Source organism: Clostridium puniceum, assembly GCF_002006345.1.
Lineage (GTDB): Bacteria > Bacillota > Clostridia > Clostridiales > Clostridiaceae > Clostridium > Clostridium puniceum.
On the sequence record NZ_LZZM01000099.1, the window covers coordinates 73,780 to 88,082 of the forward strand.

Here is a 14,303-nt window from a genome sequence, read left to right on the forward strand (position 1 = left end):
AATGGCTAAAATATTAGATCAACCAAGATACAAATGTGCTTTGGCAGCTATGCAGACTGTGCAATCAATAGAAGGTGCTATACCTATATTACATGCAGGACCAGGCTGTGGCGCTAAACTTGGAGGTGGAGCAGGAAATTCAGGACATTTTTCACATAACATTTTTCCATGTACTAATATAAGTGAAAAAGAGGTAGTTTTCGGTGGAGAAAAAAAATTAAATGAAATAGTTGAAAATTCATTAAAAGTTATAGACGCTGATTTATATGTGGTATTAACGAGCTGCACATCAGAGGTTATTGGTGATGATGCAGAAGAAATTGCGCGTTCTTTTAGGGAACAAGGAAAGCCAGTAATATTTACATCTACACCAGGATTTAAAGGCAACAACTACTTAGGGCACGAATGGGTAGTTGACGCAATTATAGATCAATATTTAGAACCAAGTGATAAAAAAATAAAAGGACTTATTAACATTTGGGCAGGAATTCCACTACACGACCCATTTTGGCTAGGAAATTTAAGAGAACTCGAAAAACTTATAGAACAATTAGGCTTAATACCAAATACTATATTTGGACATGATAGAGGAATTAAAAATTTAAATAAAGTTCCACAAGCTGAATTTAATCTTTTAGTTTCACCATGGCTTGGATTAAATAATGTAAAAAAACTAGAAAGAAAATTTGAAACCCCATATCTTCACTATCCTGTATTACCAATAGGTGCAACAGAAACAAGTAAGTTTTTAAGAGCAGTAGGAGATTTTGTTGGAATTAATAAGGAAAAGGTAGATAAAATTATAGAAAAGCAAGAAAAAGAATATTATTATTACATAGAACGATTTGCAGATGTATTCCTTGAAACACGTGTAATGTCAAAGCGTTTTGTTGTAGTTTCGGATTCACAATATTCACTCGCATTAACAAAATTCTTAGTAAATGATCTAGGCTTATTTCCAGCTAAACAATTTATAATTGATGATGCACCGGAAAAATATAGAAAATCTATAACAGAATATTTTAAAGAATTAAATTACGATATAGAAGCAGAGGTTGAATTCTCTGTTGATGGATATAAGGTTCATGATGAAATAAAGAATACTGATTATCATGGTTATCCTTTAATTTTAGGTAGCTCATGGGAAAAGAAAGTAGCTAAAGAAACAGAAGGTCATTACTTAGCTATATCATGGCCAATAAATGAAAGATTAGTTATAAATAGTTCATATGTAGGATATTCAGGAGGGCTTAAGCTTTTAGAAGATATATATTCTGTAGTTCTTACTAGATTTAATTAAAAATAATTTACCACTGATTTAACAAAGAATTTAACTCAAACATGGGGAAATTAGGAATTGATTAAGTTATAAAAACTATCTATATAATGAAACCAAGTAAACGTATAGTAATAAGTGAATACTTGAATCTGACTGGAAAACCAGAGGGCTTACTTCTAAAAAAATAGAAGTGAGTCCTCTAATTTTAATAAATATTATTGAAATAGAAATCAAGAGGAGTGATGAATAATGAAGAGAATGTAAAAGCATTAAAAGTATTAAAAGCAATATTTAGTGAGATTATTAAGATTAATTAACTTCGATTAATATGCTAATTAATAATATTTAATACAATAAAAAATAATAGATCAATAAAAGGCTTTAAAATTTGCAAAACATGAAATTTAAAGCCTTTTGTCTTTATATAAATTTTTTTAATGGATCTTTACTTAGAGTTTCTCTGCCATGAGGTATGTACCAAATGCTTAGATCTGGACCTTTTGGCAATATTTTGTATTTATTTCCTTTAATGGTTGATAAATGATAATGCTTTTTTATGCTAAGAAAATCTGTTGTATCTCCAAAACCGGGAGTTTGATATAAGTCTCTTGCATATCCCCATAAATTGGGAAATTCGATTATTCTATTACGATTTACCCTAAAGCCATTGTAATAAGCGGCATCAAACCTAGCTAATGTAACATATAGTCTAATATCTGAATCTGTTATATAATCTCCAAATAAATATCTTTTATTTTTTAACCTTTTCTCTAACTCGTCCAGACGGTTAAAGACTTCATCATAAGCTTTTTCATATGCTTCTTGAGATTGAGCAAATCCGGCCTTATAAACACCGTTATTTACTTCGTGGAAAATAACATAATTTAGCTTATCAATATCGTTTCTGAGCTCTTCTGGATATAAATCAGGAGCATCTTTCTTGTGAAATTTATTCCAAACTGTTTCGAAATAATTGGTCAATCTAAAGTAATCATTGTTTACTACTTTTTTTGTAGTTATATCTACAACAGCTGGAACTGTAGGTCTGCCTTCATAGTTTGGATCTGCATTAAAATAAACTTCACTTATGTATTTAATTTGTAATACAGGATCTACATTATCCTTGTCTAAAGTGAATGCCCAATCAGTATGAGGAACTTTAGGTCTAATTGGGTCTGCAGTACCAACACTAATTACATCTTCTAGGCCAAGTAATTTTCTAACGATAATAGATCGATGAGCCCAAGGGCACACAGGAGACCATAGTATACGATATCTCCCTGCTTCAATTGGCAATTTCCCAGGACCATCACCAAAAGGTGTATCAAATTTATTAAATTGTCTTTTAAATCCGCCCTTTTTATCTAATTCTTCTTTTTTGATTATCAATTCCATTTTACCTACCCCTTTAATTTAATAAAATTTCATTACTATCAGTTCATCCAAAATGCTTATTACACTAATTAAACAAATCAAATGTATATTTTAATAATAAAATATCTAATTACAAAATAGAAATTAAAAAAATCATTTCTTAGTAATTCAATATGTTTAGTTGTATTACAAATAAACATATTCCACTTCTTCACTTTTGTCAACTATTTTTTTATTACGGTAAAAATATAAATAATTTATTTTACAATAATATTTTCCTTCAAAATATCTTTTGAATTATAATTAAACTAAAATATATAATTAAATATTTCTTCTTGACAAAACGTACAATAACTTTCATTATGTATTCATAGTATTGATATGAATTTAAAAGTTTAGTTCATTTTTGAAAGTGTATTGACGCGTAGTAGAATTTAAACGTTAAACTTGTCTAGCTCAAGTTCTAATGCTATGAAAGTATGTAATATAAGGGGGAGTTTAAATGCAAATCAATAAAGAGAGGATAATTTCTGAATTTACCAAACTAGTGTCTATAGACAGCAAATCCTTTTGCGAAAAAGATATGGGTATATATATTAAAAAGCGCTTAGTTTCACTTGGCTTCTCAGTATTTGAAGATGATGCTGGAAAGATTTTGAATGGAAACTGCGGTAATATATATGGTTTTAAAGAAGGGAATACTTCATTAGATCCATTATTGTTTTGTGCACATATGGACACAGTTGAACCATCAGAGGGAAAAGAAGCTGTAATTGGCGAAGATGGCATAATTAGAAGTAATGGAAAGACTGTACTAGGAGCTGATGATTTTTCTGGAATAGCCGCAATATTAGAGGCTTTACAGACTATAGAAGATAAAAATATTTCACATCGTCCAATTGAAGTTTTGTTTACAATTGCAGAAGAAGTATATTGTAAAGGGGTTCAGCAGTTTGATTTTTCTAAAATAAAATCAAAGGAAGCATATATTCTCGATTTAACAGGTCCTGTTGGATTTGCGGCCTTCAAGGCACCAACAATTTTGTCATTTAATATTATTATAAACGGAAAATCATCACATGCTGGCTTTGCACCAGAAAAGGGCATTCATTCTATTTTAGCTGCTGCAAATTCTATTAGTAGCCTAGAAATTGGACGTATAGATAAAGACACAACTCTTAATATTGGAAATATAGAAGGTGGTATAGCAACTAACATAGTACCTGATCAGTGCATAGTTAAGGGTGAAATACGAAGTTATTCACATAAAAAAGCACTTGAATTACTGGAAAATATAAAGCAAAATTTTATTGATTCAGCTGCAAAAATTAAGGCGATAGTAGATTTTCATAGTGAAATTCATTGTGAAGCTTACGAAATATCTATTAATCATCCTGTTATCAAAAGATTTGAAAGAATTTCTAATGAACAAAAACTTCCAACTACTTTAGTAGAAACCTTTGGTGGAAGTGATAATAATATATTAGCAAAACATGGAATAAAGGGAGTTGTTTTAGCTAATGCTATGAATCAATGCCACTCTTGCGAAGAATATACCACTATAGATGAATTATGCAATATTGCAGAATTGACAAAGTCGTTAATGATTTCACAAGATTAAATAATAATTGTAATTTTGAAAAAGCTGTTAAAGAATTATTTACTAGTAATTATTCTTTAACGGTTTTTTTATATTTATAAAATTAGTGTTTATGTTATGAAAAAGTCGTAGTTATAAATAATCTTTAGACAAGGTAATAAAAATTTGTAATATGTGAAATTAAAGTATTGACAATTCAGATCAACTTAGTTAGAATTAGTTAAATAAAAACACACTAAATCTATAGGGATTGTGTGAGAAAAATAAATGCAGTACTAAATATAATTATAAAAAAATGAAAAAGAGATAAAATTGGGGGAGGATAAAGGAATGGAATTAATTCGGGCTACTGAAAATTGGCAGAGGGCAGCAGCATATAATGTTCGAATAGAAGCTATGGTAAAAGGATTTGGCATAAGGTTAGATCAAGAAATCGATGATAATGATAGAGAAAATACAAATTATGTTGTTGCTATTGCTGGAAAATATCCAGTAGGAACATGTAGGTTAAACTGGCTTGATGAAAAGACTGGGAAAATTGAACGAGTATGCGTTCTTAAGGAGTATAGAACAAAAGGTATAGGAAAGCAAGTTATATTAGAAGCAGAAAAATGGATGCAGGAAAAAGGCATAAGCAAGATATTAATTTCAAGTAGAGTAGATGCTGTAGGTTTTTATGAAAAATTAGGATATGAAGTAAACTGGGATACAAGAGAAGATCATGGTGTCTTTGAATGTGTAAATACAGAAAAAATATTATAAAAACAATTAAATTATGAATTGATTAGTAGGAGGAATGAAAAGGCATAAAAAGAAGAACAGTGAGCAAAACTTAAACTTATAAAAGAGATTTCAGAAGAAGTATTGGGTAATAATTAATCAACTATGGAAAATATCAGTTATGGATAACTTTATAGGATATTTTATTAAATTTCAAATTTGATGTAGGGTATAAAGATAAAATTAAATTTATAGAAAAAGGAAGGTTTTTATTATGAGTAAAGATGAGCAAATAGTTTTAAATGATGTGATTGAAGAAAAGAAAGAATCAAAAATAGCTACTTCAGAATCTGCACATGAAATTAGTAAAGATGGAGCTTTTATAAGACAAAAAAATCACTTTGCAACGCCTTTTGGAAGTGGAGAGAATGAACTTCCTGTTGAAGCAAATAGATATAGGTTATTATGTGCAGGTATTTGTCCATGGGCACATCGTCAAATAATTGCACTTAATTTATTAGGATTAACCGACGTAATTAGCATAGGAGAAGCTAGTCCAGTTAGAACAGAAAAGGGATGGGAATTTTCTTTAGATAAAGGCGGGGTAGACCCAGTACTCGGAATTCGTTATTTGCCAGAAATCTATGAAAAAACAGATCCTAATTATGACGGACGAGCTACAGTACCAACAGTTGTTGATGTGAAAACCGGTAAAGTTGTTAATAATGATTATTTTAAATTAAGTAACTATTGGGAAACCGTTTGGAAGCCATTTTATAAGAATGATGCACCAGATTTATATCCTATAGAATTGAGAGATGAAATTGATAAACTTAATGATATTATTTTTCATGAGGTAAATAATGGAGTTTATAAGGCAGGATTTTCACAATCACAAGGATCTTATGAAAAAGCATATGACACTTTATTTGCAAGATTAGATGACTTAGAAGAAAGATTATCAAAACAACGCTATTTATTTGGAGATAAAATAACTGACTCTGATATTCGTTTATATGTTACATTAGTTAGATTTGATATCGCATATTATTTAGTATTTCGTGTAAATAGAAATAGAATTATTGATTTTCCTAATTTGTGGGCATATGCTAGGGATTTATACCAAACACCTGGGTTTGGTGACACTACCAATTTTGATGCAATAAAAAGAGGTTATCATTTAGGAAGCCATGCAGAAAATCCTTATCAAATTTTAGCAAAGGGGCCTGATTTATCTATATGGAATACACCACATGGAAGAGAAAAATTAACAAAATAGAAGTTGTGAAGTAAATTATCAGAAATAAATGATGGAGGGATGGATTATGTCAGATAAAAATATAGTAGGACCACGTCCAAAGGAAACAGAAAATGAAATTGATGAAAAAGGAGCTTTTGTAAGGCAAAAAAATCATTTTGATAAGCCTTTTGGAGATAGAGAAAATGAAAATCCAGTTGAAGCTAATAGATATCGCTTAATTTGGGCAAAAGGATGCAATTGGTCAAATCGAGCTTCTATAGTAAGGGAATTATTAGGTATAGATGCAATAAGTGTTAATTTGGTAGGTAGAGAAAAAAGAGAAATAGATTTAGGCTGGGAATTTGTATATGACGAAAATAATACAGATCCAGTTTTAGGAGTTCAATTTTTAAGTGAATTATATACAAATGGTGATTCAGAGTATAAAGGACGTTCAACAGTACCAGCATTAGTAGATGTTAATGCAAAAAAAGTTGTTAATAATGATTACCACAGATTAACTAACTATTTTGAGGTGGATTTTGCGCCTTTTCACAAGAAAGATGCGCCTGATTTATATCCAAAACTTTTAAGAAAAGATATAGATGAGTTTAACGAATGGTTATTTCATAATATTAATAATGGGGTGTATAAGGCAGCGTTTGCGCAATCAATTGAAGCTTATACAGAAGCATATGATAATTTTTATAAAGGTTTAGATAAATTAGAAAAACGTCTTGAAACTAATAGATTCTTGTTTGGAGATTATGTAACTGACAGTGATGTACGCTTTTTTGTAACCTTAGCAAGATTTGATATATCCTATTATAAAAATCTTGGACCAACACGCGGTCGTATAGTTGACTTTAAAAATATATGGGGGTATGCACGTGATTTATATGATATACCAGCATTTAAGAATAATACATACCTTAGAGATTTAGCAGAAAGACATGGTGATACAAATACAATTTTTATTGATTATAATACACGCTTTTGGAATCAAATTGATTTTGATGGTATTTGGGGAGAACCACATAATAGGAAAGTATTGAGCAAAGATCAAGAAAATAAATTTTTAATACATAAAAAATAATAAAGTAAAAGAAAAGGGGCAATATTTAATGAAAAAGAAAATAAGTAAAAAAATAGGAATATTAATAACTGTTATATTAACCTTAGCATTTACAGTTGTAGGCTGTGGTCAAAAAAATGATACAAGTGCTTCGAAAAGTGGTACTGAAGATTCAAAAAAGAAAATTATAATAGCAACAGGTGGAGCACCAAAGCCATTTTCTTATGTTGATAGTAATAATAATGTAACTGGTTATGATATTGATGTAGTAAAAGCAGTTTTTGAAAAGCTACCTCAATATGAAATTTCTTTCGAAAAGACAGAATTTGCTTCAATATTTGCAGGTCTGGATTCAGGGAGATATCAAATAGGTGCAAATAATTTTGCCATGAATGAAAAGCGTAAAGAAAAGTATATTTATTCAGATGCAATTTTTAAAAATCAATATGTTATAGCTTTAGCAAGTAATAATAAAGATATTAATTCATTTAACGATCTTTTGGGAAAGAAAACTGAAGTTACTTCTGGTACAAATTATGCAACTGCTCTTGAAAATTATAATAAGAATCATTCAGATAAGCCAGTAACGATCAACTATACTGATGCGGATTTAATATCTATTTTGCAACGAGTAGAAAGTGGACAATTTGATTTTCAATTAATTGATGCAGCAATGCTTAAAGGGTATATTGAGGAACATGGCTTAAAATTAAAAACTATACAATTAAGTAAAGAGGATTCAGATTTAATAGGAACTCCTTATAGCTATTTGCTAATTGGAAAAGGTGCAGATGGAGAAACTCTTTCAAAAGATGTTAATAAAGCTTTATCAGAAGTAATTAGTGAGGGGAAAGTTAAAGAAATTAGTGAAAAATATTTTAAGGAAGATTTTACTCCAAAGTCAAATTAAGAGAGGGTGTAGCAAATGCCAAATATCTTTGATTTTAAACTTGTATTCACTCAAATTCCTGAATTATTGAAGTACCTACCTATGACTTTGGAAATTACAATATTGTCAATGATTCTTGGATTGATAATAGGTCTTGTTTTAGCAATGATTAAGATAAAACAAATACCTGTATTAAAACGCATAACTGCTATATTTGTTTCATTTATAAGAGGTACTCCTATTATAGTTCAATTATATATAACTTATTATGGAATACCAATTCTATTAAAATATTATAACTATTATAATGGAACAAATTATAATTTGAATAGCATTCCTTCATTACTTTTTGTATTAGTTGCCTTTTCATTAAATGAGGCAGCGTATAATTCAGAAAATATTCGTGCAGCGATTCAATCCATTGAGAAAGGGCAAATTGAAGCTGCTCATTCGCTTGGAATGACTTCCTTGCAAGTGCTTAGAAGAATAATAATTCCAGAAGCTTTTGTTGTAGCACTTCCAACCTTAGGTAATGCATTAATAGGTTTGCTTAAAGGAACTTCATTAGCCTTTGTATGTTCAGTTGTAGAAATAACAGCTCAAGGAAAGATTTTAGCTGGAGCTAATTATAGGTATTTTGAAGTATATGTTTCACTAGCTATAATTTATTGGATATTAACAATTATCATTGAGCAAATTATAAAATTTCTTGAGAAAAGAATAAGTATCCCTGATGTTATTCAGGCTCGATTTGCAAAAGAGGAGGTTCTTTCATGATAGAAATTAAAGGATTATCAAAAAAATATAATAATAATATTGTTCTAGATAATGTTGATTTAAAAATCCAAAAAGGTGATGTTGTAGCTGTTATTGGACCATCTGGAACAGGGAAATCTACTTTTTTAAGATGTCTTAACTTGTTAGAAAATCCTGAAAAAGGTTTTGTGAAAATGGAAGATTTACAGGTAGACCTTACAAAGAAATCTAAAGCAGATATAATAAATATTCGTAAAAATACTGCAATGGTATTTCAACAATTTAATTTGTTTCGAAGAAAGACCGCTTTAGAAAATGTCATGGAAGGTTTAGTTATAGTAAAGAAAATTTCAAAAGCTGAAGCTGAAAAAATTGCTATTGAACAATTAAAAAAGGTAGGGTTATTTGAGCGAATTCATTATTATCCAAAACAGTTGTCTGGAGGGCAGCAGCAACGTGTTGCAATCGCAAGAGCATTAGCAATGAATCCTAAAATATTGTTGTTTGATGAGCCAACATCAGCTTTAGATCCAGAACTTGTAGGTGAAGTTCTAGAAACAATCAAAGCAACTGCATTAGAAGGAAATACAATGATTATTGTATCTCATGAAATGAATTTTGTTAGAAACGTAGCAAACCGTGTTCTATTTTTTGATAAAGGAAAAATAATAGAAGATGGAACTCCAAAAGAGGTATTCCAAAATCCTAAAAGTGATAGAGCAAAAGAATTTATTTCAAAAATATATTATTCAAAGGCTCCAGAATATGAGATTTAATCTATAAAACAAAAATCAAGACTTCAAAAGCATTGATTAGAAAGTTATGAATCGATAGTAGGAAGTGATAAAATGAGTGAACTAAAAAAATTTAAGACTTTTTCTAATGAAATACAAAAAGATGGGGCTTTTATTCAACAAGATAATCTCTTTATAAAAAAGTTTGGAAATAAAGCAGACGAATGGCCAGTAGAACCAAATCGTTATAGATTACTTTGGATGCCAGCCTGTCCTCACTCTCATAAAGTAGTGATTGTTCTTAAGCTTTTAGGTTTAGATAAAGTAATTAGTATAGGAGCAGCTGGACCTTATCGTACAGAAAAAGGATGGATTTTTAGTTTAGATAAGGATGAGAAAGATCCAGCACTGGGAATTCACTATATTAGTGATATTTATGAAGCAGAAGATCCAAATTATTCAGGACGTCCAACAGTTCCAATTATAGTAGATACAGTTACAGGAAAAGGTGTTAATAATGATAACTTTAATTTGACAACTTATTTAGAAACAGATTGGGAGCATTACCATAAAGAAAATGCACCAGATTTGTATCCTGTAGAATTAAGAGAAGAAATAGAAAAGCTTAATAAAATTATATATGAGGATATTAATACAGGGGTATATAAGGCTGGGTTTGCTCATACTCAAGAAGCATATGAGAAGGCATACGATAAACTATTTTTAAGACTCGATGAATTTGAAAAGAGATTGGAAAATCAGAGATATTTGTTTGGAAATAAAATAACTGATTCTGATATTCGCTTATATACTACATTAGCAAGATTTGATTCAGTATATTACCAAATATTTAGAACTAATCGAAATAGACTTGTTGACTATAAAAACTTATGGGATTACGCAAGAGATTTATATCAAATTAAAGGGATAGGTGATACAACAGATTTTGAATTCATAAAAGATAGCTATCATTTATCACCACATTTAAAAATTTTATTTGGAAATATACACAGTTTATTGCCAAAAGGTCCTGATTTATCGGTATGGATTAAACCTCATGGTAGAGACAGATTTTAGTGAGAAGTAAATTTTATGGAGAATATAAAAATGAACTATAAAATACAGAAAACCGCAGAAAATATTAATTGGTCAAAAGTTGCAGAATTATTATCGCATTTTGGATTAAGTGATTTTGACGCTGAAACTCAACAAAAAGTATTTGAACAGAGTTATGCTGTTGTGTTTATTATCGATAATGGAGAACTAATTGGAGTTGGACGGGCTATTTCAGATGGTATCTGTCAAGCGGCAATTTACAATATTGCATTAGATGAAAAATATCATGGAAAAGGCTTAGGAAGAGTAATTATTAATCAGCTTATTGAGCAAGTAAAGCAGTGTAATATTATTTTATATACACATCCTAATACAGTTAATTTTTATGAAAAACTTGGTTTTTCACAGATGAAAACTGGTATGGCAATGTATCAAAAAGAGCATATAGAAGAACTTAAGAAGATGAACTTTATTTGATAAAAGGATAATAAATTTAAGAGGAACTGACTAGATAACTAGAGGTTTTGAAATTTGTGAAGCACATATTTCAAAGCCTTTTGTTTTTGTAAAAAAATAAAAGAAGGAAGGGACAATTATGAGGTACATGAAAAGAGTAAATAAATTAATTGGATTAATGATAGCAAGTGTATTTATTGTAGGGGCATTCACAGCTTGTGGAAATCAATCAATGCAAAAAAGCAGTACCGAACCATCACAAGAGAAACAAAAGATTGTGGCAGCAACTAGCGGATCACCAGCACCATTTGTCTATATGGATAATAACAATATAGTTGGATATGATATTGAAGTGCTTAAAGAAATTTTTAGGAGACTTCCTCAATATGAGCTTGAGTTTCAAAAAACAGAATTTGCTTCTATTTTTGCAGGACTTGATTCAGGGCGATATCAAATTGGATGCAATCATTTAGGATATAATGCAGAAAGAGCAAAAAAATACATATTTACAGACGAGATGTGTTTTTCAAAAAGAGCTCTTTTAGTAAGAAATGATAATACGGATATTAAATCTATTGATGACATAGGGGGGCATTCAACAGAAGTTACAGCTACATCATTTAACACGGACTGGTTTGAAAAATATAATAAAAGTCATACGACTAATCCAGTAATTTTAAAATATGTAGAAGAAGATCATTCAGTACAAGATGTGTCAGATGGAAAAATTGATTTTGAATTTTTTACAAAAGCTACAATACAACAGCAAATAAAGGATATTGGTCTAAAGAATTTAAAACTTATTGATGTTTCAAAAGAAGATTTTTCAGAAGGTGTTGGAAATTTCTTTATTGTTCCAAAGGGACAGGAAAAGCTAGGAAAGGATATGGATGAGGCATTTGAAGCTGCTTTGACAGATGGAACTATATTAAAAATCAGTCAAAAATATTTTGAGGGAGAAGACTATACACCAACATTAGAAGATATTAAAAAAGAAAAGGAAAAACAAGAGAAGGATCAGTAGAAGGTGTATTAAAGTAAAAATGCTAATTTATTATTTGAGTTAGGAAAGGAATAAAAAATGAATGAGATAGTGAATAAACAAAAATCAGAATTTCATGTGGAAATTATAATTAAAGGAAAAGGTGGACATAGTTCAACTCCTCATAAAACTCGCAATCCAATTATAATAGGCTTTGAGATTATCAATGCTATTAACGCAAAATTGGCTTATCAATTTGATAGCTTTGATGATTTTACATTAGTGCCAACTGCATTTGAAGCAGGAGCAAAGGAAAATATAATTCCAGAAGAGGCTAAAGTTACGTATCAGGGTGTATTTGTAGATTTTTCATATTCAAAAATATTGTATGAATTAATATCTAAAACTTCAGAGGCTATTAGTGTATTATATGGTGCTAATACTGAAATATCATTTAAAAATTCTTGATATTTATTAGATGATGAATTTGGAAGAGATAAGGAGAAGAAAAATATATGAGCAGAAATATTAGGAAGAAAGTACTTGAAAATTATAAATATTTAGTTGATGCAAGAAAGTATTTTCATATGTATCCAGAATTAAGCTGTCATGAATATGAAACGGCTAAGTATATAAAACGGGAATTGGAGAGATTTCAGATACCGTATGAAGTAGCAGGAGAAAATAGTATTATAGCAACAATAACAGGAAAAAGAAAAGGAAAAACAGTAGCGCTTAGGGGAGATATAGATGCTTTACCAATACAGGAAAAAACGGGTAGTGATTTTGCATCTAGAAATGAAGGTGTTATGCATGCTTGTGGACATGATTGCCATGCTACATTCATGTTAGGTGCTGCAAAAATATTAAATGAATTAAAAGAAGAAATTTATGGAACTGTTAAGGTTATTTTTCAAGAAGGTGAAGAAATAGGTGTTGGTGCAATAAAAATAATGTCATCAGGACTTCTAAATGATGTAGATAATATAGTAGGATTACATGTGAGTCAGGAATTAGATTTAGGTAAATTCGTACTTGGGCATGGGATACAGACTTCGTATGGAGCTGGTGCAAGAATAACGGTTTTGGGAAATAGGGGAAATATTGAATGCCCATACAAAGCAGTAAATGCTTTAATAGTAATTGGTCAAATTGTGACAGCAATTAATGCAGCTGTCGTGTATGAATTTGCTAGTGAGCAACAGGTTGTATTGGTACCTACTGTTATAAGATCTGGATTGGAATTAAATGTAATTCCAGATAAGGCAGAAATAGCATATAATTTTAGAACTTTAAACAAAATAAATGTTGATGGGCTAAAGAGAATTTTTGAAAACATTCCTCAAAATGTTGCTAAAGCATATGGAGCAGAGGCAATAGTAGAACTATGGGGACCAGGAGAAGCAGTGAATAATGAGATAGAAAGTACAGATAGAGCAATTAAAGTAATTAAAGATAGTTTTGGAGAAGATTCGATTTTTAGCAATAGACCTTTTATGGGTGGTGAAGATTTTTCAATTTATCAAAAAAAAATACCAGGTGTATTTGCACATGTAGGTAGTGCAGTTGATGGAATTTATAGGAATTTACATACAGACAAGACTTTAATGAATGAAGAAGTATTAAAGTATGGGGTTGAATTCTTAATTAATTATGCATTTGAATATTTAAGTGAAGCTGATAAAATATGCTGAATATGTTGATATTAAAACTATGCAGATGTTTCAGCTTCTTTAGAATTTGATTAAAAACAAAATAATGAGATAATTTTAAGAAAAATAAAAACCTTATTGACTAATTATACCAACATATACTATAATTTATATATAAATCATAGTAAATTAATAAGAATAATAGGAATATTTTTTATAATGTAAATGCAGTGAAAGGAAGAAGTATATTAAGGAAAATTTTCAGAGAGGAATTCTTGAAAGAGCTGAAAGGAATTTTAAATGGAACTTAATAGAATGCATCCCAGAGCACTAAGTTGAAATTACAGCATATTCAAAAAATGCCAGGTCAGTCTCCTAGTTATTTTTTGATCATGCTTAAAAAGTAGGCTTAGCAGGAGTGCCTGATATAGCACAAAGAGATTTTATGCATAACAATTTTAGCATAATAATCAGAGTGGGACCGCGGATA

At 29.9% G+C, this 14,303-nt stretch carries 14 protein-coding genes; 13 read left to right on the plus strand and 1 reads right to left on the minus strand.

All coding sequences use genetic code 11. From position 1 onward, the window contains the following. Window position 1 precedes the first annotated feature (1 nt). Window positions 2-1,300: a nitrogenase component 1 gene (locus tag CLPUN_RS07765; RefSeq protein WP_077846737.1), complete on the plus strand. Its 1,299-nt coding sequence runs from the start codon at window positions 2-4 to the stop codon at window positions 1,298-1,300. Window positions 1,301-1,699: 399 nt separating this feature from the next. On the opposite strand, the gene CLPUN_RS07770 is transcribed toward CLPUN_RS07765, so the two are convergent. Next, a complete protein-coding gene (locus CLPUN_RS07770; RefSeq protein WP_077846738.1) occupies window positions 1,700-2,674 on the minus strand; it encodes a glutathione S-transferase family protein in 975 nt (324 codons plus the stop codon). Between the two features lie 481 nt (window positions 2,675-3,155). On the opposite strand from CLPUN_RS07770, the gene CLPUN_RS07775 reads away from it, so the two are divergent. The 12 genes from CLPUN_RS07775 to CLPUN_RS07830 all read left to right on the plus strand — a co-directional run bounded on the left by CLPUN_RS07775 (window position 3,156) and on the right by CLPUN_RS07830 (window position 13,855). Beyond that, window positions 3,156-4,274, plus strand: coding sequence for a M20/M25/M40 family metallo-hydrolase (locus CLPUN_RS07775; protein ID WP_077846739.1), 1,119 nt, complete (start codon window positions 3,156-3,158; stop codon window positions 4,272-4,274). A gap of 309 nt (window positions 4,275-4,583) precedes the next feature. Next, window positions 4,584-5,015, plus strand: coding sequence for a GNAT family N-acetyltransferase (locus tag CLPUN_RS07780; protein WP_077846740.1), 432 nt, complete (start codon window positions 4,584-4,586; stop codon window positions 5,013-5,015). Between the two features lie 232 nt (window positions 5,016-5,247). Beyond that, entirely contained in the window at window positions 5,248-6,252 is a 1,005-nt protein-coding gene (locus CLPUN_RS07785) for a glutathione S-transferase family protein (protein ID WP_077846741.1), read from the plus strand. A gap of 46 nt (window positions 6,253-6,298) precedes the next feature. Then, complete coding sequence (locus CLPUN_RS07790; protein ID WP_077846742.1) at window positions 6,299-7,309, plus strand: glutathione S-transferase C-terminal domain-containing protein; 1,011 nt, start codon at window positions 6,299-6,301, stop codon at window positions 7,307-7,309. A 28-nt stretch (window positions 7,310-7,337) separates the two neighbouring features. Then, window positions 7,338-8,198 carry a transporter substrate-binding domain-containing protein gene (locus CLPUN_RS07795; RefSeq protein WP_077846743.1) on the plus strand — a complete coding sequence of 287 codons (861 nt, stop codon included), beginning with the start codon at window positions 7,338-7,340 and terminating at the stop codon, window positions 8,196-8,198. 15 nt (window positions 8,199-8,213) lie between these two features. Further along, window positions 8,214-8,954 carry an amino acid ABC transporter permease gene (locus CLPUN_RS07800; RefSeq protein WP_077846744.1) on the plus strand — a complete coding sequence of 247 codons (741 nt, stop codon included), beginning with the start codon at window positions 8,214-8,216 and terminating at the stop codon, window positions 8,952-8,954. Further along, window positions 8,951-9,709 carry an amino acid ABC transporter ATP-binding protein gene (locus CLPUN_RS07805; protein ID WP_077846745.1) on the plus strand — a complete coding sequence of 253 codons (759 nt, stop codon included), beginning with the start codon at window positions 8,951-8,953 and terminating at the stop codon, window positions 9,707-9,709. Before CLPUN_RS07800 ends, CLPUN_RS07805 begins: the two co-directional genes overlap by 4 nt. A gap of 72 nt (window positions 9,710-9,781) precedes the next feature. Further along, the gene (locus tag CLPUN_RS07810) at window positions 9,782-10,744 is read left to right on the plus strand and encodes a glutathione S-transferase C-terminal domain-containing protein (protein WP_077846746.1); all 963 of its coding nucleotides are present in this window, start codon (window positions 9,782-9,784) and stop codon (window positions 10,742-10,744) included. A gap of 30 nt (window positions 10,745-10,774) precedes the next feature. Continuing rightward, window positions 10,775-11,200: a GNAT family N-acetyltransferase gene (locus CLPUN_RS07815; protein ID WP_077846747.1), complete on the plus strand. Its 426-nt coding sequence runs from the start codon at window positions 10,775-10,777 to the stop codon at window positions 11,198-11,200. Window positions 11,201-11,318: 118 nt separating this feature from the next. Continuing rightward, complete coding sequence (locus CLPUN_RS07820; protein WP_242954077.1) at window positions 11,319-12,203, plus strand: transporter substrate-binding domain-containing protein; 885 nt, start codon at window positions 11,319-11,321, stop codon at window positions 12,201-12,203. 57 nt (window positions 12,204-12,260) lie between these two features. Beyond that, entirely contained in the window at window positions 12,261-12,629 is a 369-nt protein-coding gene (locus CLPUN_RS07825; RefSeq protein ID WP_077846748.1) for a peptidase dimerization domain-containing protein, read from the plus strand. A 47-nt stretch (window positions 12,630-12,676) separates the two neighbouring features. Beyond that, the gene (locus CLPUN_RS07830) at window positions 12,677-13,855 is read left to right on the plus strand and encodes a M20 metallopeptidase family protein (RefSeq protein ID WP_077846749.1); all 1,179 of its coding nucleotides are present in this window, start codon (window positions 12,677-12,679) and stop codon (window positions 13,853-13,855) included. The last annotated feature ends 448 nt before the right edge of the window (window positions 13,856-14,303 follow it).

Coding starts and splice junctions, on each gene's coding strand:
- CLPUN_RS07780 (WP_077846740.1), top strand. CDS start 4,584: ATGGAATTAATTCGGGCTACTGAAAATTGGCAGAGGGCAGCAGCATAT.
- CLPUN_RS07775 (WP_077846739.1), top strand. CDS start 3,156: ATGCAAATCAATAAAGAGAGGATAATTTCTGAATTTACCAAACTAGTG.
- CLPUN_RS07805 (WP_077846745.1), top strand. CDS start 8,951: ATGATAGAAATTAAAGGATTATCAAAAAAATATAATAATAATATTGTT.
- CLPUN_RS07810 (WP_077846746.1), top strand. CDS start 9,782: ATGAGTGAACTAAAAAAATTTAAGACTTTTTCTAATGAAATACAAAAA.
- CLPUN_RS07765 (WP_077846737.1), top strand. CDS start 2: ATGGCTAAAATATTAGATCAACCAAGATACAAATGTGCTTTGGCAGCT.
- CLPUN_RS07770 (WP_077846738.1), bottom strand. CDS start 2,674: ATGGAATTGATAATCAAAAAAGAAGAATTAGATAAAAAGGGCGGATTT.
- CLPUN_RS07785 (WP_077846741.1), top strand. CDS start 5,248: ATGAGTAAAGATGAGCAAATAGTTTTAAATGATGTGATTGAAGAAAAG.
- CLPUN_RS07790 (WP_077846742.1), top strand. CDS start 6,299: ATGTCAGATAAAAATATAGTAGGACCACGTCCAAAGGAAACAGAAAAT.
- CLPUN_RS07820 (WP_242954077.1), top strand. CDS start 11,319: ATGAGGTACATGAAAAGAGTAAATAAATTAATTGGATTAATGATAGCA.
- CLPUN_RS07815 (WP_077846747.1), top strand. CDS start 10,775: ATGAACTATAAAATACAGAAAACCGCAGAAAATATTAATTGGTCAAAA.
- CLPUN_RS07830 (WP_077846749.1), top strand. CDS start 12,677: ATGAGCAGAAATATTAGGAAGAAAGTACTTGAAAATTATAAATATTTA.
- CLPUN_RS07800 (WP_077846744.1), top strand. CDS start 8,214: ATGCCAAATATCTTTGATTTTAAACTTGTATTCACTCAAATTCCTGAA.
- CLPUN_RS07795 (WP_077846743.1), top strand. CDS start 7,338: ATGAAAAAGAAAATAAGTAAAAAAATAGGAATATTAATAACTGTTATA.
- CLPUN_RS07825 (WP_077846748.1), top strand. CDS start 12,261: ATGAATGAGATAGTGAATAAACAAAAATCAGAATTTCATGTGGAAATT.